Source organism: Corynebacterium sp. HMSC076D02, assembly GCF_001813815.1.
Classification (GTDB): domain Bacteria; phylum Actinomycetota; class Actinomycetes; order Mycobacteriales; family Mycobacteriaceae; genus Corynebacterium; species Corynebacterium simulans.
Genome location: NZ_KV814047.1, coordinates 36,516 through 60,546, shown reverse-complemented (window position 1 = coordinate 60,546; position 24,031 = coordinate 36,516). Strand labels below are relative to the sequence as shown.

General features: G+C 57.5%; 22 protein-coding genes and 1 pseudogene. 12 read left to right on the top strand and 11 right to left on the bottom strand.

The features are described 5' to 3' along the window. Positions 1-3 precede the first annotated feature (3 nt). The 7 genes from murJ (at position 4) to HMPREF2935_RS06900 (ending at position 9,845) form a co-directional block, all read left to right on the top strand. Complete coding sequence (gene murJ, locus HMPREF2935_RS06930) at positions 4-3,180, top strand: murein biosynthesis integral membrane protein MurJ (RefSeq protein WP_070732522.1); 3,177 nt, start codon at positions 4-6, stop codon at positions 3,178-3,180. A 157-nt stretch (positions 3,181-3,337) separates the two neighbouring features. Beyond that, entirely contained in the window at positions 3,338-3,865 is a 528-nt protein-coding gene (locus HMPREF2935_RS06925; RefSeq protein WP_070732520.1) for a YceI family protein, read from the top strand. Positions 3,866-4,092: 227 nt separating this feature from the next. Further along, on the top strand, positions 4,093-6,576 hold the full coding sequence (gene pepN / locus HMPREF2935_RS06920; protein WP_061925492.1) for an aminopeptidase N: 2,484 nt from the start codon (positions 4,093-4,095) through the stop codon (positions 6,574-6,576). An 81-nt stretch (positions 6,577-6,657) separates the two neighbouring features. Continuing rightward, positions 6,658-7,197, top strand: a complete 540-nt coding sequence (locus HMPREF2935_RS06915; protein WP_062036523.1) for a sigma-70 family RNA polymerase sigma factor — start codon at positions 6,658-6,660, stop codon at positions 7,195-7,197. Positions 7,198-7,339: 142 nt separating this feature from the next. Further along, positions 7,340-8,266: a thioredoxin-disulfide reductase gene (gene trxB / locus HMPREF2935_RS06910; protein ID WP_061925499.1), complete on the top strand. Its 927-nt coding sequence runs from the start codon at positions 7,340-7,342 to the stop codon at positions 8,264-8,266. Between the two features lie 5 nt (positions 8,267-8,271). Continuing rightward, positions 8,272-8,601, top strand: coding sequence for a thioredoxin (gene trxA / locus HMPREF2935_RS06905; RefSeq protein WP_062036519.1), 330 nt, complete (start codon positions 8,272-8,274; stop codon positions 8,599-8,601). Positions 8,602-8,663: 62 nt separating this feature from the next. After that, positions 8,664-9,845, top strand: coding sequence for an N-acetylmuramoyl-L-alanine amidase (locus HMPREF2935_RS06900; protein ID WP_061925505.1), 1,182 nt, complete (start codon positions 8,664-8,666; stop codon positions 9,843-9,845). Here HMPREF2935_RS06900 and HMPREF2935_RS06895 read toward each other — a convergent pair. From HMPREF2935_RS06895 to rpmH, 8 genes are read right to left on the bottom strand one after another with little or no spacing between them, the layout of a single operon-like run. Beyond that, entirely contained in the window at positions 9,842-10,417 is a 576-nt protein-coding gene (locus HMPREF2935_RS06895; protein WP_070732518.1) for a hypothetical protein, read from the bottom strand. The two genes, HMPREF2935_RS06900 and HMPREF2935_RS06895, sit on opposite strands and share 4 nt — an antisense overlap. Then, positions 10,417-11,427, bottom strand: a complete 1,011-nt coding sequence (locus HMPREF2935_RS06890) for a ParB/RepB/Spo0J family partition protein (RefSeq protein ID WP_061925510.1) — start codon at positions 11,425-11,427, stop codon at positions 10,417-10,419. The genes HMPREF2935_RS06895 and HMPREF2935_RS06890 overlap by 1 nt, the downstream gene beginning before the upstream one ends. An 8-nt stretch (positions 11,428-11,435) precedes the next feature. Next, positions 11,436-12,284: a ParA family protein gene (locus HMPREF2935_RS06885; RefSeq protein WP_070732516.1), complete on the bottom strand. Its 849-nt coding sequence runs from the start codon at positions 12,282-12,284 to the stop codon at positions 11,436-11,438. Between the two features lie 10 nt (positions 12,285-12,294). Further along, positions 12,295-12,903, bottom strand: coding sequence for a 16S rRNA (guanine(527)-N(7))-methyltransferase RsmG (gene rsmG / locus HMPREF2935_RS06880; RefSeq protein WP_061925517.1), 609 nt, complete (start codon positions 12,901-12,903; stop codon positions 12,295-12,297). A gap of 15 nt (positions 12,904-12,918) precedes the next feature. Next, entirely contained in the window at positions 12,919-13,905 is a 987-nt protein-coding gene (gene yidC, locus HMPREF2935_RS06875) for a membrane protein insertase YidC (RefSeq protein ID WP_083313196.1), read from the bottom strand. A 9-nt stretch (positions 13,906-13,914) separates the two neighbouring features. Next, positions 13,915-14,190 (bottom strand): membrane protein insertion efficiency factor YidD, encoded by a 276-nt coding sequence (yidD, locus tag HMPREF2935_RS12715; RefSeq protein ID WP_235591096.1) that lies wholly within the window; start codon positions 14,188-14,190, stop codon positions 13,915-13,917. After that, positions 14,178-14,537: a ribonuclease P protein component gene (gene rnpA, locus HMPREF2935_RS06870; protein WP_062042802.1), complete on the bottom strand. Its 360-nt coding sequence runs from the start codon at positions 14,535-14,537 to the stop codon at positions 14,178-14,180. Before rnpA ends, yidD begins: the two co-directional genes overlap by 13 nt. 2 nt (positions 14,538-14,539) lie before the next feature. Continuing rightward, on the bottom strand, positions 14,540-14,683 hold the full coding sequence (gene rpmH, locus HMPREF2935_RS06865) for a 50S ribosomal protein L34 (RefSeq protein ID WP_005530694.1): 144 nt from the start codon (positions 14,681-14,683) through the stop codon (positions 14,540-14,542). Between the two features lie 618 nt (positions 14,684-15,301). Here rpmH and dnaA point away from each other — a divergent pair. The 5 genes from dnaA to gyrB all read left to right on the top strand — a co-directional run bounded on the left by dnaA (position 15,302) and on the right by gyrB (position 22,451). Further along, positions 15,302-16,846, top strand: a complete 1,545-nt coding sequence (dnaA, locus tag HMPREF2935_RS06860) for a chromosomal replication initiator protein DnaA (protein WP_070518409.1) — start codon at positions 15,302-15,304, stop codon at positions 16,844-16,846. Positions 16,847-17,391: 545 nt separating this feature from the next. Next, complete coding sequence (gene dnaN, locus HMPREF2935_RS06855; protein WP_082778674.1) at positions 17,392-18,573, top strand: DNA polymerase III subunit beta; 1,182 nt, start codon at positions 17,392-17,394, stop codon at positions 18,571-18,573. Continuing rightward, positions 18,573-19,739 (top strand): DNA replication/repair protein RecF, encoded by a 1,167-nt coding sequence (gene recF, locus HMPREF2935_RS06850; protein WP_070518408.1) that lies wholly within the window; start codon positions 18,573-18,575, stop codon positions 19,737-19,739. Before dnaN ends, recF begins: the two co-directional genes overlap by 1 nt. Then, positions 19,732-20,253 (top strand): DciA family protein, encoded by a 522-nt coding sequence (locus HMPREF2935_RS06845; RefSeq protein ID WP_061925529.1) that lies wholly within the window; start codon positions 19,732-19,734, stop codon positions 20,251-20,253. Before recF ends, HMPREF2935_RS06845 begins: the two co-directional genes overlap by 8 nt. Before the next feature lie 143 nt (positions 20,254-20,396). Next, a complete protein-coding gene (gyrB, locus tag HMPREF2935_RS06840) occupies positions 20,397-22,451 on the top strand; it encodes a DNA topoisomerase (ATP-hydrolyzing) subunit B (RefSeq protein WP_070432485.1) in 2,055 nt (684 codons plus the stop codon). Between the two features lie 85 nt (positions 22,452-22,536). On the opposite strand, the gene HMPREF2935_RS06835 is transcribed toward gyrB, so the two are convergent. The 3 genes and pseudogenes from HMPREF2935_RS06835 to HMPREF2935_RS06825 form a co-directional block, all read right to left on the bottom strand. Continuing rightward, entirely contained in the window at positions 22,537-23,223 is a 687-nt protein-coding gene (locus tag HMPREF2935_RS06835; RefSeq protein WP_083313195.1) for a nitroreductase, read from the bottom strand. 32 nt (positions 23,224-23,255) lie between these two features. Next, positions 23,256-23,693 carry a DUF6918 family protein gene (locus HMPREF2935_RS06830; protein WP_070518405.1) on the bottom strand — a complete coding sequence of 146 codons (438 nt, stop codon included), beginning with the start codon at positions 23,691-23,693 and terminating at the stop codon, positions 23,256-23,258. Between the two features lie 33 nt (positions 23,694-23,726). Further along, positions 23,727-24,031: pseudogene (locus HMPREF2935_RS06825) on the bottom strand (hypothetical protein); the annotation flags it as partial.

Here is a 24,031-nt window from a genome sequence, read left to right as displayed (position 1 = left end):
TTTATGACTAATGAATATGGCTCCCGCCGTCGCATCGTGACGCCGACGCCACCGGCACCTGTGCCGGAGAAACGGATCGAACCCGTCCAGGTCGTTCCGGAAGAAGACAAGTCGACGCTGCGTGGCTCTCACCACGAGCAGGAGGCAGACTCCAATAGCTCGATTGTCCGCGCGACAGGCACCATGGCGATTGCCACGCTATTTTCGCGCATCACTGGCTTCCTGCGTCAGATGCTCATTGGCGCAACCCTCGGCGAAGTAGTCGGAACTGCCTTCGGTACGGCAAACCAGATCCCTAACCTCATTACTGAGATTGTCCTGGGCGCCGTGCTGACTTCTTTGGTGGTTCCAGTTTTGGTTCGAGCCGAAAAGGAAGACTCGGATAACGGCAGAACCTTCGTGAGAAGGCTGTTTACCCTGGCGATGTCGCTACTTGCGGTGGTGACGATTTTGTCGATCGTTTTCGCGCCACTGATTACCAGATTGATGGTCCCGGAAGACAGTAAAGTTAATGCCTTCCAGGCCACGTCGATGGCGTATCTGTTGCTTCCACAGATCCTCTTCTATGGTCTATTCGCGCTCTTCCAGGCGATCCTGAATACGAAGAATGTATTCGGGCCGGGCGCTTGGGCGCCGGTTATCAACAACGTCATTTCCATTACGGTGCTGTTGATGTACCGCTTGCTGCCGGGCGAGCTGGATCCGACGGCAGCTTCCCCCGTGACAGATAAGCACGTCATCTTGCTTGGCTTGGGCACCACGTTGGGCGTGGTAGTCCAGTGCCTCATCTTGGTTCCCTATCTGGTTAAGGCCAAGATCGATCTGCGCCCGAAGTGGGGAATCGATCATCGCATCAAGCAGTTCGGCGGAATGGCGTTGGCGATTATTGTCTACGTTGCCATTTCCCAGGCCGGCTACATTGTCACTTCCCAGGTGGCTTCCTACGCCGACCACGGCGCGATGTTGGTCTATCAGAACGCATGGCTAATGCTGCAGGTGCCTTATGGCGTCATCGGCGTCACGCTGCTGACCGCCATCATGCCGCGGCTTTCGCGCAACGCAGCGAACGGCGATGTCGAAGCCGTGGTGCGCGATCTCACGCTGGGTTCGAAGCTGACGCTTATCGCTCTTATTCCGATCGTCATCTTCATGACCGGCTTCGGTATTCCAATCGCCCGCGCGCTGTTCCAATACGGCGCTTATGGCGCATCGAGCGCAGAGCAGCTCGGCCTGACTATTAGCTTCTCCGCGTTCACGCTCATTCCTTATGCGCTCGTGCTGTTGCACCTGCGCGTCTTCTACGCCCGGGAGGAAACCTGGACGCCGACCTTCATCATCGCCGGCATTACGGCCACCAAGATTGCGCTGACCCTGCTTGCTCCGATGGTCGCTGACTCCACCGACCGCGTGGTCATCCTGCTGGGTACCGCGAACGGCTTCGGCTTCCTCTCCGGTGCGGTTATCGGCGGCTTCCTGCTTAAGCGCAAGCTCGGCAGCCTGGGCGGCCGCGAACTGCGCACCACCGTCATCTGGTCCACCCTGGCTGGTGGCATTGGCTTGCTCGCAGCAACCGCCCTCCACTGGTGCTTCAACCGCGTCTTGCCGGACAGCATTCCTTCCATCGTCTACTTGCTCGAAGTAGCGTTTCTGGGCGTTGTATTCGTGGTCGTGGCCGGCATCGTGCTTTCGCGTTCCGGCTTGCCAGAAGTCATCAACTTGGGCCGCCAGCTGCAGCGCATTCCGGGCATGTCGAAGATCATCAAGATCGAGCACGCCGAAGCCATCGAGATCGAAGAACCGGAGGTGCGAGAGATTCAGCCGGTCTACACGGCAGACGCATTCAACTCCTCGCCGGTTCCGCCACCGATGTCTGCTGGCATTGTCCGCGGCCCGAGCCTGGTGCCGGGCGCTCCGGTCTCTGATGGCCGCTTCCGCTTGCTGAAAGACTACGGCTCCGTCCCCGGTGCCCGCTTCTGGAAGGCCCGCGAACAGTCCTCTGGCAGGCTCGTCTCTCTGACTTTCGTAGACACCACTGGTGAGGCTCCGCTGGCACCGGCCACCCCGGCGGTAGCTGCCCGCCGCTCGGCTGAGATCTCCCGCAATACCCGCAAGCTCAGCGAGCTTCATCTTTCAGCGATTGCATCAAACATCAAGATCCTGTCCTATCGTCAGGGCTGCCTCGTAGTGGCTGACTGGATTGAGGGCACGCCGTTGAAGACGGTTGCAGAAGACCACAACCTGGATCCAAAGGCCGTCGCACGTGCTCTGGCTCCGCTGGTTGCGGATATCGCTACGGCCCACGAAAACGGCTTGGTGTTGGGTCTGGATAACCGCAGCCGCGTGCAGATCGGTACCGACGGCGTCGCAAAGCTGGCTTTCCCCGCTGTGCTGGAGCGCAACACGGAAGAAACCGACCTCGATGGAATCAACTCCACGATCACGTTGTTGACCGAGGCCGCGGGTTCCAGCGAGCTGCAAGAAATTGCCGATTCCGAAGACGGACTGGCCGAGCGTGCGCAGAAGCTTGAGGAGTTCGCCAAGGAGGACGCGGAGCTCGAAGGCGAGGGCGAAGCACCTGAGGTCCACAAGCTCGACGTTCCGGAAGAAAAGGTTGAACAACCAGAGGCCATCCCAGGCTTCGGCGGCCGCGGCTACTCGGGATCGGGCGCGATTGTGCTGGGCGTCTTTGCCACGGTCTTCGTGGTGTTGATGGCGGCGCTGACGGCGTGGATCATGTCCCTAGTGGGCGATGACTCGCCAGTGTCGAAGCCTTCGACTTCGGTAACGAGCTTCCCGAATACGCCGCCCGTGTTGCTGAAGGAAAAGGAAGCCTTCACGGTTCCGGATAATAAGCCGCAGAAGGCGCTCATTGATGGCAAGACAGCTGACCGCGTCAACGTGGAGGAAGGCGCGCTGGTCACCCTTGAGAAGAAAACGCAGTTGCACGTGCTGCAGCTGAGCCAGTACGGCGCCACGGGAAACAAGTTCACGGTTTATGGCGTCGACATGGCCGACTTCGATCCGCAGGACCCGGAGGGCACCGAGCTGGCCGAAGGTAAGCTGAGCTCTTCCAAGCAGGACATCGAATTAGAGAAGGTCCAGGAGGGCTTCGACGGCGTGCTCATCATGTTTGACGGCAAGACGGCCGTCTCAGAGATGCAAGTCGTTGGATTGCCATAATTTTATTCATTTCTAAATAGCGCCATCATGCCTGCTTAGGCATGGTGGCTTTTGTCTTTAGAAATAGTAGTTTTACTTAAAGCGTTGACTATTTCAAGACGGCAACTAGAATCAATGTTGTTACATCAACAAAAGCGAAACTTTTTAGGAGAACACCATGTTCGCAGGCACTTACGCAATCGACCCAGCACACTCAACCATCGGCTTCGTAGCTCGCCACGCAATGGTCACCAAGACCCGCGGCAAGTTCGACGAGTTCGAGGGCACCATCACCGTCGCTGAGAACATCGCCGACTCCAAGGCGGAGGCCACCATCAAGGCCGCTTCCATCAACACCGGCAACGAGGACCGCGACGCACACGTTAAGGGTGATGACTTCTTTAGCGTCGAGCAGTACCCAGAGCTGACCTTTAGCGCTACCTCCTTTGACGTTGACGAAACTGGCAACGGCACCGTTACCGGTGACCTCACCATCAAGGGCACCACCAAGCCGGTCACCCTGAACGTCGAGGCAGAGGGCCTGGCAGAGGATCCATTCGGCAACACCCGCTTCGGTTTCGAGGCAACCACCAAGATTAACCGCACCGACTTCGGCATCGACTTCAACGCACCGCTAAAGACCGGCGGCGTGCTGGTCTCCGAGGAAATCAAGATCGAGCTCGAGATCTCCGCTATCAAGCAGTAAGAAATTTGCGGCCAGATTTGGCCCGGCTAGCAGCCATAAACCCCATCACCGATAACGCACCCAAAGTGCGGTCGATGTTGGGGTTTAGTCATGCGCCCACAATGCTCTCCCGCAAGGTTCTCCCACAAAGTTCTCCCACAAGGTCCTTGCACCCGCCAAGCCGAAACAATCAGACCAAGCAGATAAAAACGGCGTCGCGGGGCACAGCAATCCCTAAAATAAGCGACATGGCTAACACGACTTCCCGCAAAACCGCGAACCTCACACAGGCTGAAGCACAGGCCCGCAGTGCGGCGCTGCAGATTTCCGCTTATCACTTGCACCTTGATGTCAACAGCGCGCCTACCTCGGCGGAGACATTTGAGGTAACTTCCCGCATCACCTTTACTACTAACGCACCTGAGACCTTCGTGGACTACTTAGGCGAAAAGGTCCATTCCGTGCGGCTAAACGGCACGGAGGTGGAAAATACCTTTGATGGTGGGCGCATCTACCTGCGCGATCTTCCGGTAGGCGAGGAGATCAACGTGGAGATCGCGGGCTCCTCACGCTATTCGCGCACCGGACAGGGCCTGCACCGCATGCAGGATCAGGCCGATGGGAATACCTACCTTTACTCGCACCTTGAGCCTTCCGACGCCCGCCGCATCTTCCCATGCTTCGATCAGCCGGATCTCAAGGCGAATTTCACGGTAACGTTGAGCGGCCCAACAGGCTGGCAGCTGCTTTCGAACCAGCCGGAGGAAAACCGCAGCGAGTCCGGCGATTCCGTGAGCGTCACCTTCGCATCCACTCCGCTGCTTTCTACCTACCTGACCTCTTTTGCCGCTGGGCCCTACGTGTCCAAGCAGCGCACCTGGAACGCGCCGGATGGCACCCTAAGTGCGCAGCTGCGCGCCTTCGCACGTGCGTCGATGGAACAGTACCTCGACGATGAGATCCTAGAAATCACTGCGCAAGGCATGGATTTCTTCCACCAGGCGTACAAGTTCCCGTATCCGTGGGGCAAGTACGATTCCATCTTTGTGCCGGAGTACAACCTGGGTGCGATGGAGAACCCGGGCCTGGTGACCTTCACCGAGACCTACCTCTTCCGCTCCCAGGCCACCCGTGCCCAGCAAGCGGGTCGCACCAACACGATCCTGCACGAGATGTCGCACATGTGGTTCGGCGATCTCGTGACACCGAAGTGGTGGGATGATCTCTGGCTCAAAGAGTCATTCGCGGAATTCATGGGCGCGGATTCCTCCGTCGAGGCCACCGAGTACACCGAGGCGTGGGCGAACTTCGCAGGCCAGCGCAAGAACTGGGCTTACCTGCAGGATCAGCTGCCCACCACGCACCCCATCAAGGCCGATATCCCAGACGTGGATGCCGCGCGCCAGAACTTCGACGGCATCACCTATGCCAAGGGCGCTTCCGTACTCAAGCAATTGGTGCACTACGTCGGCCGTGAGAACTTCTATGCGGGCGCGCAGGACTACTTCCAGGCCCATGCTTTCGGCGCTGCGACCTTCGCTGATCTCCTGGATGCGCTGAAAAACCACACCGAGCGCGATCTCGACGCGTGGTCTGCAGCATGGCTCAAGACCTGGGGTCCAGATACCCTGACCCCGCAGCTGCACGTAGAAGGAGAAAAAATCACGGAGTTGGCCGTGCTCGCCGAGGCCGAGGATGAGACACGCCCGCACCGCCTCAACGCCGCGCTTTTCGACGCCGATCTCAACAAGTACGCGGTCCTCGACGTCGATGTCGCCGGCCCGCGCACCATTGTCGATGCCGCCTCTGGCCTGGCAGCACCCGCATTGCTGCTGCTTAACGATGGCGACCACACCTATGCCAAGGTGCGCTTCGACGAAACCTCGCTTGCCACCATCCAAGACAAGCTCTCTGCGATTGAGGATGAGCTTTCCCGCGCCGTCATCTGGACCTCCCTGTGGAACCTCACGCGCGATGGCGAATGGCCGGCTCAAAACTACGTCGATACCGTACTGCGGCACGCAGTAGGGGAGTCGCCGTCACTGCTGGCCACGGCCCTGAACAATGCGCAGTATGCCGTTAGCCATTATCTGCCGGAATCACCCGACTTTGCCAACCACATTTGGCAGCTGCTGCAGGACGCAGAGAAAGGTACCGATACCCACCTGCTGCTCACGCGCGCGGCCATCGCGGCGCTCGGTGACAGCCCGGAGGACACCAACGAGCGCCTACGTGCAGTGCTTGACGACGCCACGGATCCCGATATTCGCTGGGCCGCGCTGCGTGCACTCGCAGCCCGTGAGGCAGTGACGAAGGAGGAGCTGGAAGCAGAAAAGCAGCGCGATAATACGCTGACCGGTGCAGCGGCGTACCTCGGCGTATCCCGTTCCTTCCCAGGGCACAAGCGCGAGGTCTTTGATATGGTCCTGCAACCTGGCGCTTACTCGAATGCCGAGGTCGATTCCCTGCTGGCCGCTTTCAACGCGCCACGTTCGAAGCAGCTCACTGAGCCTTTCGCCGAAGAGTTCTTCACGGTCTTGGACAAGATCTGGCAGGAGCATCCGATCGAAATCGCCAACCGTCTCGTCCGTGGGCTCTACCCAGAGCTGCCTATGGCAGACGGCGCGACGGACGAGTTCCTGCGCATTGAGCGCCCACGTGCCCTGCGCCGCGTGCTACTCGAATGCCAGGATCACCTACGCCGCACGCTGCGGGTCAAAAGTGGTCAATAGGAAAGACACAGTTCGCTAGCGCGACTAGATTCCCCTCGGTTAAAACAGGTTCACATACTTGTTGATCCGGGGGGAATCTACATGTCTGAACGCAGTGATCATGAATTGGTTGAGGCTTTCATCGAGGGGGATAACAAAGCCTTTTCCGTCATAGTAGAAAGGCACCGCGCCCGCCTTACAACTGTGGCGCGCCGTTATACGCACAACGACACCGATGCGCAGGACGTCGTCCAGGAAGCCCTGCTTCGCGCCAGCTGCAATCTGCACAAGTACCGGCGCAAGTCAGCGCTTTCTACTTGGCTGCATCGGCTAGTCATGAATTGTGGTTATGACTACGTTAAGCATCGCTCCAACCAGCAAAATTCTTCTCTCGATGTGGACTTCATCGATGATGACCGCAACCACCTGCTTGCGCATAACCCGAACGAGTTCTTGGATGACAAACTGGCAGTCCGCGAAGCCCTAGAGCTGCTGCGCCAAGACCAACGCGACGCCCTGTATTGGACCGACATTGAAGGCTATGGCATCGCCGAAGTCGCCGCAGCACAGGGAGTAGCGCCAGGTACTATCAAATCCCGTAGAGCCCGCGCACGAAGCGTATTACGCAAGGCCATGGCCTAAATAAGGAAATAAGCTTGCGGTATTTAGCGTTGCAGGACAGGTCACGTTTAAGCATCAACCCCGTTTCTGATACCCGAATTTAACCATGGCACAGGTAGGATTTGTGGGGTTAATCCAGCAAAACATTGCAAGGGAGTTTTTAATGACCGTCCACGATGTCGCCATCGTAGGCTCCGGCCCTGCCGGTTACACCGCGGCGCTTTACGCCGCACGCGCTGAACTGAAGCCGATCGTCTTCGAGGGCTTCGAGTACGGCGGCGAACTCATGAACACCACCGAGGTGGAGAACTACCCAGGCTTCCAGAAGGGCATCATGGGCCCAGAGCTCATGGAAGAAATGCGTTCCCAGGCCATCCGCTTCGGCGCGGACCTGCGCATGGAAGTTGTTGACTCTGTCGAGCTGGCAGGGGATATCAAGAAGCTGCACGTTGGAGACGAGGTCTTCGAAGCTCGAACCGTCATTCTTGCCACCGGCGCAGCACCGCGTTACCTGGGCATCCCGGGTGAGGCCGAGCTGGCTGGCCGCGGCGTTTCTGCCTGCGCTACCTGTGACGGCTTCTTCTTCAAGGGCCACAACATCGCCGTCGTTGGCGGTGGTGACTCTGCAATGGAAGAGGCAACCTTCCTCACCAAGTTCGCAGAGACCGTAACCATCATTCACCGCTCCGAGAACTTCCGAGCTTCCAAGATCATGCTGGAGCGTGCAAAGGCCAATCCACAGATCAAGTGGGCTACCAACAAGACCGTAGAGCGCGTTCTCGAGGGTGAGGGCAAGGTTGCCGGCCTGGAGATCAAGGACGCCATCACCGGTGAGGTCTCCACACTGGACGTCACCGCGATGTTCGTTGCCATCGGCCACGATCCACGCTCCGCCTTCCTGGAAGGCCAGGTTGAGCTCAACGAGGGCGGCTACGTCGTCGTTGAGCAGCCTTCCACCAAGACCAACCTGCCGGGCGTCTTCGCCTGCGGCGACTTGGTTGATGACCATTACCAGCAGGCTATTACCGCGGCAGGCTCCGGCTGCCGCGCAGCAATCGATGCGGAACACTTCCTCGCAGAAAGCGTTTAATAATCATGAGCAACGTAAAAAGCGTAACCACGGATACCTTCCGTACTGACGTCGTTGAGGCTTCGGCATCCAAGCCTGTCGTCGTGGACTTCTGGGCTGAATGGTGTGGTCCATGCAAGAAGCTTTCCCCAATTTTGGATGAGGTCGCCAGCGAGTTGGGCGAGGATGTTTCCGTCGTAAAGGTTAATGTCGACGAGGAGCGCACTCTGGGCGGCATGTTCCAGATCATGTCGATTCCTTCTGTGCTGATTTTCCGCAACGGCGAGAAGGTCGACGAATTTGTCGGCCTGCGTTCCAAGCCGGACATCGTGGCACAAATTCAAAAGCAGCTCTAACTGGTAGCCTTATTCACATGCGTCACAGGGCGCACAGTTTTAACACGAGAAAAGGGGTAGGTGTGAATCGCGTTTTGCAGGTCGGTGACCAAAGTGTCCGCGTCGCCGAAGCACGTGCAACCCTCGCCCGTCTCGGCCTCATGAAGGATTACCGGGGCGCACTGTCCGATTGGAAGCAACAAAAGTATTCCGAGACGGAAAAAGTATTCGACGCCGAACTCTCTGAGGTCATCAAGGCCTTTCAGCAGTCCCGCGGCATTGTGCCCACCGGCGTAATCGATGACCTTACCCTTCGTGAGCTGCGCCAGGCTTCTTATAGCTTGGGCGCGCGCGTACTCACGTACGAGCCGGGCAACGTTTTAGTTGGCGACGATGTCGCACAACTTCAGCAGCAACTTCAAGAACTCGGTTTCTACCAGAACCGAGTGGATGGCCACTTCGGTCCCGATACTCACGCCGCACTCATGGAATACCAGCTCAACAGCGGTCTCCAGAAAGACGGTGTGTGTGGTCCGACCACGATCAACGCTCTTAATCTGCTGGGCCGCCGCATCACCGGCGGTTCCGCACACAACATCCAAGAGCGCGAGCGTGTCCGCAACGCCGGCCCACAGCTTGCAGGCAAGCGCGTGGTCATCGACCCTGCCTTAGGCGGTGCCGAGAAGGGCATCAAGGTCAAGGGCCGCTTTGGTGACGTCACCGAAGAAGAGCTTCTGTGGGACTTGGCAGAGCGCGTGGCCGGACGCATGATTGCAGCGGGCATGGAAACCATCATCTCGCGTCCACGTACCGATAATCCTTCTGTCAAGGACCGTGCGGATCTGGCAAACGCCTTCGACGCCGATCTGGTTATCTCTTTGGCTTGTGACCGCTATCCAAACGAGAAGGCCAATGGCATTGCCACCTTCTACTTTGGTTCGGAGATCGGCAGCTCCTCGCTCATTGGTGAGACTCTTTCTGGTTTCATCCAGCGCGAGATCGTGGCTCGCACGCCACTGCAGAACTGCTGGAACCACGGCCGCACCTGGGATCTTTTGCGTCTGACGCAGATGCCAGTAGTCCAGGTTGTCTTGGGCTATCTCACCAACCCTGGTGACGTAGAAGTGCTTACTACGTCGGCCAAGCGCGATGATATTGCAGAAGCAATCGTGGTTTCTGTAAAGCGCCTCTACCTGCTCGATGATGACGATGCTGTCACCGGCACCTATAAGTTCTCGGAGCTGCTGCGCGCCGAGGAGGCTTAAGCCAAAGCTTTTGCTAGCAGATCTTCTACCGCAGCGGCCGAGAGTAGGTCGAAGGCTGGTGGGAGATCCAGGCGCAGCCGTGGAGTAACGGGGTGGTCTTGGACCACCATAAAACCCGCCGATTCTAAGGTTTCTACTGACAGAATCCCGATGAAGGCGGGTTTTTCGCGTAATAGAAACTCTGCCTCTTTTGCGTCGCGGTAGCCAAAGGCTTCTACCGCGCTGAACTCACGCGAGGAAAGGTTCATAATCGCGGCGTCGAGAAGCACCGCTTCCAAGCCACGTGCCGCGCGATGGGATTTCACAAACAATGAGGACAGCAAAGCTGCGTCCTGGCTCACGGGAGCGGTAGGCAGCTTGGACGCCCCAGGGGCATAATCAGCGGGGCAGAAGAAGACCGTAGCCTCGTTGCCCACCGTTAGGCCACAGTCGCCGGCGCTTAGGAGCACAGCGGAAATCCACGCCTCTTTCTCGAAGGCGGGATCAGTTACCTCAGTATCAAGCTCCCAAAAGATGGAACGAGCCGCCAAGGGGTTGATTTCTACCCCTTCCTTGACTGACTCGACGAGCATTACTTGCCCTCGATGAGACCAAGGATGCGCTCGAAATCTTCCTGATCGCCAAATTCGACGACCATCTTGCCCTTGCGCTTGCCCATGGTGACGGTGACCTTGGTGTCGAAGCGGTCAGACAGGCGCTCTGCGGAATCGGTGAAGTACTGTGGCTGCGGGGCAGCAGGCTTCTTCTCCTGTGGCTTATCGCCCCTCTTGTACAGCGTAACCGCTTCCTCGGTGGCACGGACGGACAGGCCTTCTGCGATGATGCGGTTGGCGATGAGCTCCATGGCCTCAGCATCGGGCAGGCCCAGCAGGGCACGCGCATGGCCGCCGGATAAGGTGCCAGCAGCGACGCGCTTTTGCACGTTCACCGGGAGCTTGAGTAGGCGAATCATGTTGGTCACCTGCGGGCGGGAACGGCCGAGGCGGTCAGCCAGCTCGTTCTGGGTGACGCCGAATTCCTCCAGCAACTGCTGGTAGGCGTGTGCCTCTTCCAATGGATTAAGCTGCACGCGGTGGATGTTCTCCAGCAAGGCATCGCGCAGGAGGTTGTCATCCTTGGTATCGCGGACGATGGCCGGAATGGTGGCAAGCCCCGCCTTGGAGGAAGCTCGCCAACGACGTTCACCCATGATGAGCTCAAAGCCGCCCTCATCTGCCGGGCGCACGACGACCGGCTGGAGCAGGCCGAACTCCTTGATGGAGTGAACGAGTTCTGCGAGGCCTTCTTCGTCGAAGACGGTACGCGGCTGCTTTGGGTTAGGGATGATGTCACCGACCGCGATCTCACGGTAGGTAGCGCCGATCACGGAAGGCTTTGCCTGACGCTTCTTATTAGCGCCCTGTGGAATGGTTGGCGCGCCCTTCACGCGGGGCTTATCACCAGTTGGACCGCCGGTAGCAGCGCCAAGGATGATATCTGCTGCATCGTTACCAAGGCGCGGCTTGCGGGATGGGGCATCGGGGCCAGAAGGGATAAGTGCTGCAAGACCCTTGCCGAGGCCACCTTGCTTTTGTTCCGTCATGCTAAAACTTATCCTTCCAATTCAGCGAAAATCTCTGGGCTAACGCCGATGGCGCCAGTGGTGGGGTGCGGGCGGTAGTCACCGCGCGAATCGAGCTCGCGGGCCGCCGCCGAATGAGCCCTAGCACCGGTGGAAGAAGGATCATAGGAGATAACAGTCTTGCCGTAACCCGGCGCCTCAGACACGCGCACCGAACGCGGAATTACATTACCAAGAACTACGGCGCCGAATTGTTCGCGCACTTCATGGGCAACTTGCTCTGCCAATTTGGTGCGGGCGTCATACATGGTGAGCAAAACGGCGGAAATATGTAGTTCCTCGTTGAGGTGCTCACGAATCATGGAGATGTTGCCAAGCAGCTGGCCCACGCCCTCCAGTGCGTAGTACTCGCACTGGATAGGAATGATGACCTCTTCGGCACAGGTCATGGCATTAATGGTCAAAAGGCCCAGCGAAGGCGGGCAATCAATGAAGACGTACTCGAAGCCGTGCTCTTCAAGGAAGCCGTTATGGAGTGCGTCATAAAGGCGAAACTCACGGCGTACCAGCGAGACCATTTCGATCTCCGCGCCAGCCAGATCAATGGTGGCGGGAATACAGAAGAGATTGGCGCTAGAAGGAGACGGCTGCATTGCTTGCTCCGCAGTGCGGTCTCCCAGCAAGACCTCGTAGCTCGAATCAGTGCCCGAGGTATGGGCAGCGCCCACCGCAGTTGAGGCATTGCCCTGCGGGTCCAGGTCGATCACCAACACTTTTTTGCCGGCCTCAGCGAGCGCCGCGGCTAGATTAACAGCCGACGTGGTCTTGCCGACGCCGCCTTTCTGGTTCGCGATGGTGATAAGACGTGGATTAGTCATGCCGTCTACTTTAGTTCACGCGGGGGACACGGATGATAGTCGTGCCCTTGATGGTGGTGACCTCGGCTTTACCTGCGCCAGCACGCTTTAGCTCAGCTGCGTCGCGCTCCAGCTCCTCATGCACGGACTCGCCCTTCAAAGCGATCATCTCGCCGCCGACCTTGACCAATGGCAGCGACCACTTGGCAAGCTTGCCCAAAGGCGCGACGGCGCGAGAGGTCACGATGTCTGCACCCTTCACGGCCTTTTTCACGGGGCCTTCTTCGGCGCGGCCGCGGATGACGGTGACGTTATCTAGGCCCAGCAGCTCCTTGACCTCAGACAGGTAATTAGAGCGCTTTAGGAGCGGCTCGATCAGGGTGATATCAAGATCTGGGCGCGCAATGGCCAGCGGGATGCCTGGGAGGCCTGCGCCACTGCCGACGTCGATTACACGGGCGCCTTCCGGCATGACATCGCCGATCACGGCACAGTTGAGAAGATGGCGCTCCCACAGGCGCGGGACTTCGCGCGGGCCTATAAAACCACGAATGGACCCGTCTGTAGCGAGCGAATCGTGGTAAGCCTGCGCGAGTGGCAGGCGGGAGCCAAATACTTCAGACGGGTCCAAATCGGACACTAGAAACTCCTGTTTTTATTTGTTGTTTTTGCGCTGTTTCTTGGTGCGGTTGTCCTTCTTGCGCACACCTGGTTTCGGTGCGGAAGTGCGCTTGAGTTCTGCCTTGGCGGCTGCCTCTCGCTCCTCTTCCTCGTCCATCTTCTTGTACACGATGCGAGTCTGGAAGAAGGTCCAGACGGTGTTGGCCAACATGTAGAACAGCAAGCCAATAGGCCAAATAGCACCGGAGAAGACCAGCATGCCTGGCATGACCCACAGCATCATCTTGTTCATGATTGCCATCTGCTGCTGCATCATCTCAGCGTTCTGGCCTTGCGGGGTCGGAGTCTTACCGGAAGCACGGCGTGCCTCCTGGCGGTTGAGCGACATACGGGCATTGAAGTGGGTCAAAACCGCAATGATGGCAATCAACGGAACGATGATGACCGCTGCCTGCGACGTCGTGATGCCCTGCTGATCCAGAATCGGCGAGTTCACGCGCAAGTTGGTAATCAGCGGAACGCCAAAGATCTTGGCGTCCAGGAACTGCTGCACCAATTCCGGCTTGAAGATGTAGTTCGCAGTGTTCGCGTTAGCCTCCACCGACATTGGCTCATCAGCTGGGTGACCGAAGCCACCCGCAGTGTGAATGGTGCGGTCGAAGGCGCGCAGAACATGGAACAGACCAATAAACATTGGAATCTGAGCGAAAATCGGCAGGCAGCCTGCCATCGGGCGAACGCCAGATTCCTTGTAGATGCGTTGCATCTCTTGCGCAGCCTTGGTTTGGTCATTCGCGTACTTGGTACGCAGCTCCTGGATTTGCGGCTGGATCTCCTGCATCTTGCGGGATGAGCGCAGCTGGGTGATGGTCGGCTTGACCATGATGGCCTTGAGCGTCCACGTCAGCAGGACAATCGAGAGAATCCACGTGATGCCCAAAGAAGGATCCATCACGAAGCTCAAAAGCCAGTGCCAGAACCACAAGACGGCCGAGATCGGCCAATAAATGATATTAAGCAAGGATAGTCCTCAGTTGTTGTTCGTGCCGGGTACGGGATCAAACCCGCCCGGATGCCAAGGGCCGCATTTGCAAACCCTAGCGATGGCCATGCCGGCGCCTTTGAAAGCTCCATGAACGGAGAGTGCTTCGAGGGCGTAGGCACTGCAAGTCGGTTCAAAACGACAGGTAGAAACCATCTTAAGGGGTGAGAAATACTTTTGGTAGAAGCGCACCGCTTTTACCATCGGTTTTGCCACACCCTTAGCTTCCGGGATTTCGGCACCGGAAGAATTTACATACCGCATTTACGCAGAGCCTTGCGGATGTCTTTTTCTAATTGCTCACTGCTCGCTGTGGCGCTCGCGGGAAGCGCGCGTATAACCAGATCTGCGGTCGGTGGAAGATCCGGAAAGAGGGACCTGCACACATGCCGAAGCCGCCGGGAGGTGCGGTGGCGAACCACTGCATTCCCGACGGCTTTTGAAACAACCAATCCGAACCTTGGGCCGGCGGCCGCAATATCGAATTTGGTGTCTTGGCTGGTGTTGTTACGAAAGTGCACAACAACCGTACGTGTACCGGCCCGCTTGCCACCCTTGATCGTCCTGCGGAATTCCGCTGGCGAGGTGAGCTTATGCTGGGCTGGAAGCACGATTATGCCGACAGCTTTGCGCGGCCCTTCTTACGACGAGCTGCGACGATAGCGCGACCTGCACGGGTGCTCATGCGGGTGCGGAAGCCGTGCTTACGAGCGCGACGACGGTTGTTGGGCTGGAAGGTACGCTTACCCTTTGCCACGATTATCTCCTTGAAGTTGTGCGCGGAGCCCAGGGAAAGTCATTCCCCCCAGCTCCACTGATGAATGGATATGTGAGTAGTTAGCAACCCTTGGGAGTGGGTTCGCACTCACGCGCAACGTCTTCTGTTGCGATAGACCATGACAGATTACGTGACGAATGCAGCCTTGAACAAATCGACACCCGGGTGTACCCAAAATTACAAAGATGTTTTTATCTGCAGCTAAAAGGCTACTTTGCGGGGTCAGAGCACATGTGGCGGCTTGCATTTTAAGTTCACGCCATGCATGTGCCGAAAAGCGTTAGACAGCCCCGCTAACTCGACGGTAAAACTAAAGAATCGAATTCCACAGCCGTCCACAAGGTGTGAATAACTCTAAATCTCAGCTTTAGACTTTTTGTATTCCAGCAGGTAAATGGCCTAAAGTACCCGATTGATAGTTATCCACAGCCATCGACTAGGCTGTGGATAAACATTTGTTCCACATCTGTGGATAACTCTGTGGAGATCAAGGTCGTGCCGCAATTTTCGATGTGGATACGTCCGTGAAATTCACTGTAAATTTTTCTCCGTCCGAACTATGGCCTTCTTCTGGGAAGGCCGCACAAGGTAGGCGCGTTGACTGATCAACAAGCGGTACTTAACGCCAACTGGCGAGCAGTAGTAGAAGATCTGCTCGCCCAATCTGAGAAACCCAACTCAGAGGTACCCAACTTCAACCACACGCAGCGACTGTATCTGCAGCTCGCGCGACCCATCATGATGATGGATGGCTACGCACTGCTGGCAGCACACAATGAAAAGGCCAAGGCAGTCATCGAAACCGATCTCGGCCCACACATCTCGCGTGCCCTTACCCGGCACCTGGGCAGGCCGTGCACGCTTGCTGTAACTCTGGCCAATCCGGTGGAGGAAGAAGCGCCGCTTAACGACGCCCCGGCTCAAGCACCGCAGGCGCCTTCACCGCAGCAGTACCAGCCGCCACAGCAGGCTTGGCAGACCAGCCATGCCCCGGCGAGCTTGGATGAACTGGCCGATCACTACAACCAGCAACAGCAGCAGTACCAGCCGCAGCACAATGCAGATGCCCGCATTCCGCGTGAGCAGCCGGCGCACGATCCCAATAGGGAAGAGTCGCTGAACCCAAAGCACACGTTTGAAAACTTCGTTATCGGTTCCTCCAACCGCTTTGCCAACGGCGCGGCGGTGGCCGTAGCGGAAAATCCAGCGCGTGCTTATAACCCACTGTTTATTTGGGGCGGCTCCGGTCTGGGCAAAACCCACCTGTTGCACGCCGCAGGCAATTACGCGCAGGTTCTGCATCCGGGGCTGCGCGTGAAGTACGTTTCATCCGAGGAATTTACTAACGACTACATCAATTCTTTGCGCGATGACCGGCAGGAGTCCTTCAAGCGGCGTTATCGCAATCTGGACATCTTGATGGTTGATGACATTCAGTTCTTGGAGGGTAAGGAATCGACTCAGGAGGAGTTCTTCCATACCTTTAATGCGCTGCATCAAGCCAATAAGCAGATCATCTTATCTTCTGACCGTCCGCCGAAGCAGCTGACCACCCTGGAGGATCGCCTGCGCACTCGCTTCGAAGGTGGTTTGATCACGGATATTCAGCCGCCAGACCTTGAGACCCGCATAGCCATCTTGATGAAGAAGGCAGCTGCGGACGGCACCGAAGTAGATCGATCTGTTCTCGAGCTCATCGCTTCGCGCTTCGAGTCTTCTATTCGCGAGCTTGAAGGCGCGCTGATTCGCGTTTCCGCTTATTCCTCTTTGGTTAACGAGCCGATCAGCTTGGAGATGGCGGAGATCGCATTGCACGATCTCGCGCCCGATGCAGCGGGACGTGAAATTACGGCAACCGCGATCATAGAAGTAACAGCAGAGTTCTTCGACATCGACGTTGAGACCCTGCGCGGTGCGGGCAAGAAGCGCGCCGTCGCTCATGCCCGCCAGTTGGCTATGTATCTCTGCCGCGAGCTGACTGAGCTTTCTTTGCCGAAGATTGGTGATCAGTTCGGAGGCAAGGATCATACGACTGTCATTTATGCCGACCGCAAGATCCGTAAGGAAATGACAGAAAACCGCAATACCTACGATGAGATCCAGGCGCTGACCCAAAGGATCAAAAACCACAGCCGTTCTTAAAACGCTTTCTGCAGCTAGAAATGTAACCCGCCACCTGCACTTAGGTGGCGGGTTATATTTATCCACAGCGTTATTCACATCTGTGTAATTTCATTGTTGTAATTCATAGATCTTCGACACATTTTTGTTTTCCACAAAGCATTCGCCCTGATCAGGAGCTTGTGATCAACGCTGTGATCAAATTCCACAATCCTGGGGATAGATTGTGGATAAAACCGGCACCCCTCTAGTTACTCACAATTTATGTAATTTGATCACACTGATCCCACAGCCACGATCACAGCGCGGATCGGGCCCACCACCTTGTCGTTTAGGACGTTATCCACAGATCCCACAACGGTTATTACTACTACTAACTAATTTTCCTGATCCCTTAAGTAAAAAGGGGATGTGTGTAATTCTCGCCCTCGCCTCGGCCCGAGGCGCCAGGCCGCGAGTGAATTACAAAAGTCTGTCGCACGGCGCCTATGCGGTAAGTTGGAAACAGCTTTTGTTACTTACAAAAATCAACCCAGCTAGAACCCAGCAAGGAGCTCATCGAGACCATGGACCAATCTGTGTCATTTCGTGTTGCCAAAGATGATCTGGCCAACGCAGTTGCTTGGGTAGCCCGTAGTTTGCCTTCCAAGGTGACGCAGCCTGTTCTTCGCGCGATGCTTATCACCGCCGATGACAATGGTTTGGAATTCACCGGCTTCGACTACGAAGTTTCTACTCGCGTACGCATCGCGGCAATGATCGACGAACCAGGCCGCATCGCCGTCGCCGGTAAGCTGCTCGCAGACATCGTTGCTACCCTTCCGAACAAGGAAGTTGAGATGACCCAGCAGGATTCCAAGGTCCTGCTCACCTGCGGTTCCTCCCGCTTCGAGCTGCCCATCATTCCACTCGATGATTACCCGCAGCTGCCGGTTCTGCCGGAGGTCACCGGCACCATCAACCCACAGCTTTTCGTTGAGGCCATCAGCCAGGTCGCATCCGCTGCCGGCAAGGATGACACTCTGCCGATGCTGACCGGCGTGCATATGGAAATCAACGGTTCCCACGTTGAAATGACTGCTACCGACCGTTTCCGCTTGGCTATGCGCACCTTCGAGTGGGATCCGGTATCCCCTGACGTAAAGGCAAAGCTGCTAGTTCCTGCGAAGACCTTGCAAGACACCGGCCGCTCCCTTGATACTCACCTCAACATCCCAGTGGAGATCGCGGTAGGCACCGGCGAAAACATTGGCGCAGAGGGCCTGTTTGGTCTGCACGCGGATAACCGTGAGACCACCACCCGCATGCTGGATGCAGACTTCCCAAACGTCTCTCCGCTGCTGCCTAAGACGCATACCGCGATGGCCAGCATCGAAGTTGCTCCGCTGCAGGAAGCCATCCGCCGCGTTTCCCTGCTGACTGATCGCAACGCCCAGATCCGCATGGACTTTTCTGAAGGTCAGGTCACCCTGGCCGCTGGCGCGGATTCCGGTAAGGCAGACGAGACTTTGCCTTGTGCATTTACCGGCCGCGATGAATTCACCATCGCCTTTAACCCGGGCTACCTCAAGGATGGCCTGGCAGTGGTCCACACTGACCGCGTGGTCTTCGGATTCACTGAGCCTTCCCGCCCAGCAATTATGATTCCGGAGCCAGAGGAGATGCCGATGGCAGATGAGGATGGAGTCTTCCCAACCCCCGAGACCAATTTCACCTACCTTCTGATGCCGGTCCGTCTGCCAGGTTAATGTTCATTCGCGAACTCGACGTCCGGGATTTTCGCTCGTGGCCTGAGCTGCATATTGAGCTCGGCCCGGGGATCACTTTGTTCGTCGGACGCAACGGTTTTGGCAAGACCAACATCGTCGAGGCGATCGGGTACGTAGCCCACCTGTCCTCGCACCGTGTTAGCCACGACGCCCCTTTGGTACGTCAAAGCGCCGCTAATGCCAGAATCTCCACCACTGCCGTCAACCAGGGCCGCGAGCTTACCGCGCATCTGCTCATCAAACCGCACGCGGCTAACCAGGCCCAGATAAATCGCACGCGGCTGAAAAGCCCGCGTGAGTTATTGGGCGTGGTCAAAAGCGTGTTGTTCTCGCCTGAGGATCTCGCGCTCGTGCGTGGTGAGCCGGCTGAGCGGCGCACCTACATGGATGCCATCATCGCCTCACGTACCCCGCGCTTAGCTGGGGTAAAGGCGGATTATGACAAGGTCTTAAAGCAACGCAATGCGCTTTTAAAGTCGGCGTCGTCAAGCCTGCGCCGCGGCTACGATGACGCCGATGGTGCCTCGGCTTTGGCCACGTTGGATGTATGGGACGCTCAGCTGGCACATCTAGGCGCGCAGGTGATTCAGGCACGCCTCGCGCTTGTCGACGCCTTAAGCGAGTTGATCCCATCCGCCTATTCAGGCCTGGCCCCGGAATCGCGGCCAGCCCACATCGAGTACAAATCTACGATCGACGTCTCTGACCGCGACGTACTGGAAGCCGTGATGCTCACCGAGCTTGCCGCTAAGCGGCAGCGCGAGATCGAGCGCGGCATCTCCCTGGTGGGCCCGCACCGCGATGATCTCGTGCTCAACCTCGGAACGCAGCCGGCAAAAGGCTTTGCTAGTCACGGTGAGACCTGGTCATATGCCATTTCTTTGCGCCTTGCCGAGTTCAACCTCTTGCGCGAGGAAGGCACTGATCCGATTTTGATTCTCGACGATGTTTTCGCCGAACTCGACGCCAAGCGCCGGGAGAAGCTCGTGCACCTGGCTACCGAAGCCGAGCAAGTGCTGATCACCGCCGCCGTGGACAAGGACCTGCCCGGCAACTTAGAGCCCATCGTTCGCTATGAAGTCTCCGTCCGGGATACTCAACAGGGGCGAATTTCTGAAATTGCAAAGGTGAGCGACGATGACTGATCCTATTCAGGATTTCTTTGATCGTGTGCGTTCAAATTCCAAGAACGCTCCCAAACTGGATAAGCCAGCGCCGAAGATGAAAATTAGTCACGATGCACCGGCGAAGAAATACCGCGTAGGCAGACCCACCGGCCCCGATGGCAGGAGGCAGCGTCGCAGCCTGGATATCCCCAGTCTCGGTGCCACGCTGAACAAGGAGATTGTCCGCCGCGGTTGGGAAAACGAGCTTGCTGATGGTTGGGTCATGGGCAATTGGACCAACCTGGTGGGCGAGCGCATCGCCGCGCACACGAAGCCCGAGCGAATTAAGGACAAGGTCGTCTATATTTCTTGCGACGCCTCCGTGTGGGCCACCGAGCTGCGTTATCTGCAACGCCAGATCTTGCGCAAGATCGCGGACCGCCTCGGGCCCGACGTCATCGTTGAACTGCGTATTCAAGGCCCCAAGCAACATCGCAATTATCAGGGCCGGCAGTGGGTGAAGCCGCAAGGCTCGCAAGATACCTACGGATAGCCGCTTCGGGACAAAAATCTGGATCGAAAAATCGGGCTAAATTCCGCCCTCTCACTGGTGTGGAGTGCTCTCTAGTAGGGGGACACCGTGTAGAATAGCTAAAGTCTTAGATTTTGCTATAGCCAAAAGGAGTACACGTTTCCGTGGCTGAAGAACACGCATATGGTGCTAGTTCCATTACCATCCTGGAGGGCCTTGAGGCCGTCCGCAAGCGTCCGGGTATGTACATCGGTTCCACCGGCGTACGCGGTCTCCACCACCTGATTTGGGAGGTCGTGGATAACTCGGTCGATGAGGCCATGGCTGGTTATGCCTCCAAGGTCGTCGTCAAGCTACTCGCCGACGGCGGCGTTGAGGTCATCGATGATGGCCGCGGCATCCCTGTGGAGATGCACGCCTCCGGTGCGCCGACCGTCCAAGTCGTCATGACCCAGCTGCACGCCGGTGGTAAGTTCGATTCCGATTCCTACGCAGTCTCCGGTGGTCTGCACGGCGTCGGCATCTCCGTTGTGAATGCTTTGTCTACTCGCGTTGAGGCAGAGATCAAGCGCAACGGCAAGCACTGGTATCAGAACTTCTCTAACGCCATCCCAGATGAGTTGGTGGAAGGCGGCAATGCGCGCGGTACCGGTACTACGATCCGTTTCTGGGCCGATCCAGAGATCTTCGAGACCACGGATTATGACTACCAGACCATCGCACGCCGCTTGCAGGAGATGGCCTTCCTGAACAAGGGCCTGACCATCGAGCTTATCGACGAGCGCGTTACCGAGGAGCAGCTCGAGCTCGAGGCAATTGCCGACGCCGAATCCGGCGAGACCGCCCTGGACGCTGAGTCCTTTGACGACGTCGACGTCGATTCCGAAGCAGACGGTCCGAGTGAGGATAAGCCGGCAAAGAAACTGCAGAAGAAGGTTGTCTACCACTACCCAGACGGCCTGATTGACTACGTCAAGCACCTCAACAAGACCAAGACCGCCATCCACCCCACCATCGTTGCTTTCGACGTCAAGGGCGAGGATCACGAGGTCGAGGTCGCTCTGCAGTGGAACCAGGGCTATAAGGAGTCCGTCCACACCTTCGCCAACACCATCAACACCCATGAGGGTGGTACCCACGAAGAGGGCTTCCGTGCAGCGCTGACCTCCTTGATGAACCGCTACGCCAAGGAGCACAAGCTGGTCAAGGAGAAGGACGGCAACCTCTCCGGCGATGACTGCCGTGAGGGTCTTTCTGCCGTCATTTCCGTCAAGGTCAGTGACCCACAGTTCGAGGGCCAGACCAAGACCAAGCTCGGCAACTCTGAGATTAAGGGCTTCGTCCAGCGCGCCGTCAACGAGCACGTCAACGACTGGTTCGATGCCAACCCGGCAGAGGCAAAAGCGATTATCAACAAGGCCGTTTCCTCCGCGCACGCACGCGTCGCAGCGCGTAAGGCCCGCGAGATGGTGCGCCGTAAGTCCGCCACCGACTTGGGCGGCCTGCCCGGCAAGCTTGCCGATTGCCGTTCTAAGGATCCGAAGATCTCCGAGCTTTACATCGTGGAGGGTGACTCCGCAGGCGGCTCCGCAAAGGCCGGCCGTGACTCCATGTTCCAGGCAATCCTGCCGCTGCGCGGCAAGATCCTGAACGTGGAGAAGGCACGCATGGATAAGGTTCTAAAAAACGCCGAGGTCCAGGCGATCATCACCGCTTTGGGCACCGGTATCCACGAAGAATTCGACATCTCCAAGCTGCGCTACAACAAGATCGTGCTGATGGCCGACGCTGACGTTGACGGCCAGCACATCGCGACCTTGCTGTTGACCCTGCTCTTCCGCTTCATGCCGCAGCTGGTTGAGGATGGTCACGTCTACCTGGCTAATCCGCCGCTGTACAAGCTCAAGTGGGCAAAGGGCCAGCCGGGCTATGCCTTCTCCGATGCTGAGCGTGACAAGCTGCTGGCAGAAGGCCTCGAAGCTAATCGCAAGATCAACAAGGACGACGGCATCCAGCGCTACAAGGGCCTGGGCGAGATGAACGCATCCGAGCTGTGGGAGACCACACTCGACCCAACCACCCGTATCTTGCGCCGCGTAGATCTGGAAGACGCACAGCGCGCCGACGAGCTCTTCTCCATCCTGATGGGTGACGATGTCTCGGCTCGCCGCTCCTTCATTACCCGCCGCGCGAAGGACGTTCGCTTCCTGGACGTGTAAAGCCAAAGGCTTTACACGAGCCAGAAAAAACTTGCGCCCTGCACTTCCTCGAATGGGAGAGCAGGGCGCTTTCTGTAATTTGGCCTTAGATGTCCAAATCGATGCCGTGCAGGGTGACCGTCTCAGAAACATCGGCGCGGCCCGGCTCTACGTTGAACACGGGGCTGTCTTCGTCCGCCTTACCGAAGGCGATGGCGACGACCATCTTCTGCTCCTCATCAATGCCGAGGAACTCGCGGGTGGTCGGTGCCATGAGCGAAATCATGCCCAAAGGGGTTCCGTAATAACCGTGGGCACGCAGGGAAAGCAAGAAGTTTTCTGCATAAGTGCCCTGATCGAAGGCAGCACGAATGCGATCGCCCATTGGTGGGATATAAAGAAGTGCTGCGTGCGGGGCGCCAAAGAAGCGGAGGTTTTCGCGCACGAACTCGGTGCGGCCCTCCTTATCCTCACGGGCGATTCCTAGGATGCCGTACATTTTCTTTGCCAGCTCAATGGAACGGGAAGGGTGCACGCCCTCGCCGTAGTCCAAGGTGAAATCCGGGTTGATGCCGTTTTCATTGAACTCGGAGATGAGCGCATCAGAAAGCTCGCGGAGCTTCTCACCGCTAACCACGTGCACGTCCCATGGCTGCGTATTGGAATTAGACGGTGCAGACTGGGCGTCGATAAGCACCTGCTTAATAACCTCTGCCGGAACTGGTTCTGGTAGGTAGGCGCGGGCGGAGTGGCGGCTGCGGATGAATTCAGAATAGTTATTGCTTGAAGTCATGCGCGCCAGACTACACCTTCTTACATATGGGGTTACATATGCTTTTGCAAAATGCGCGCGAGCTCCGGAATCTGGGGCTCAATAATTTTAGCGATCTTGCTGCGTAGGGAGTTATAGGTCTTTACCAGCGCCGGATTATTTACCTGGTCTGCATTACGATCAGCCACACCCAAGATGGAATCTGCCACCTCTTTGTCGTTTCCGGCCAGGTAGGTGCCGAAATTCTCCTGCGGGGAGGTCTCGAACTCCTGCCAGTAGGATTCCATCTCGCCGAGGAGATCCGGCAGGGCGCGGTTGATACCTTTTGAGACGATGTCGGCGTCGACCTTCTTCGCCGCGGCCACCGCGCCCTTGATGGCCATGCCGGTGATGCCGGATTGTTCGGAGACAGTGTTATCGACCAAGGAAACAAGCGCGGTGACAACGCTGGTGCGGGTTGGCTCTTCCAGGAGCTGGGAAAGATTAGACATGGCAGTAATCTTACTGAAACCCGAATGCGGCAATTAGCCCTTCAGAGCAGCAATCTGATCTGCAAGTTGGGTTAAGCCATTGTCGCGAGCAAGACGCTCGAGGTCGAGGTTCGGGACGCCCTGGGTGAGAAGTGCCGGAGCGAAATCGGTCACCAGCTTGAAAATAAGCGCGGCGCCAGCGACGGAACCGCCGATGATGATGCCCAAATCGAGTGGGGAAGAGCCGGTGAGAGAGGAAGTTTCCTCGCCTTGCTTGAAATTAGGATTGACCTGGTTTTCCCAGGTGTTGGTGGTCTCAGGGGTGCTGGAGGCGGCGGTTGCGGCTGGGGTGACAGCGG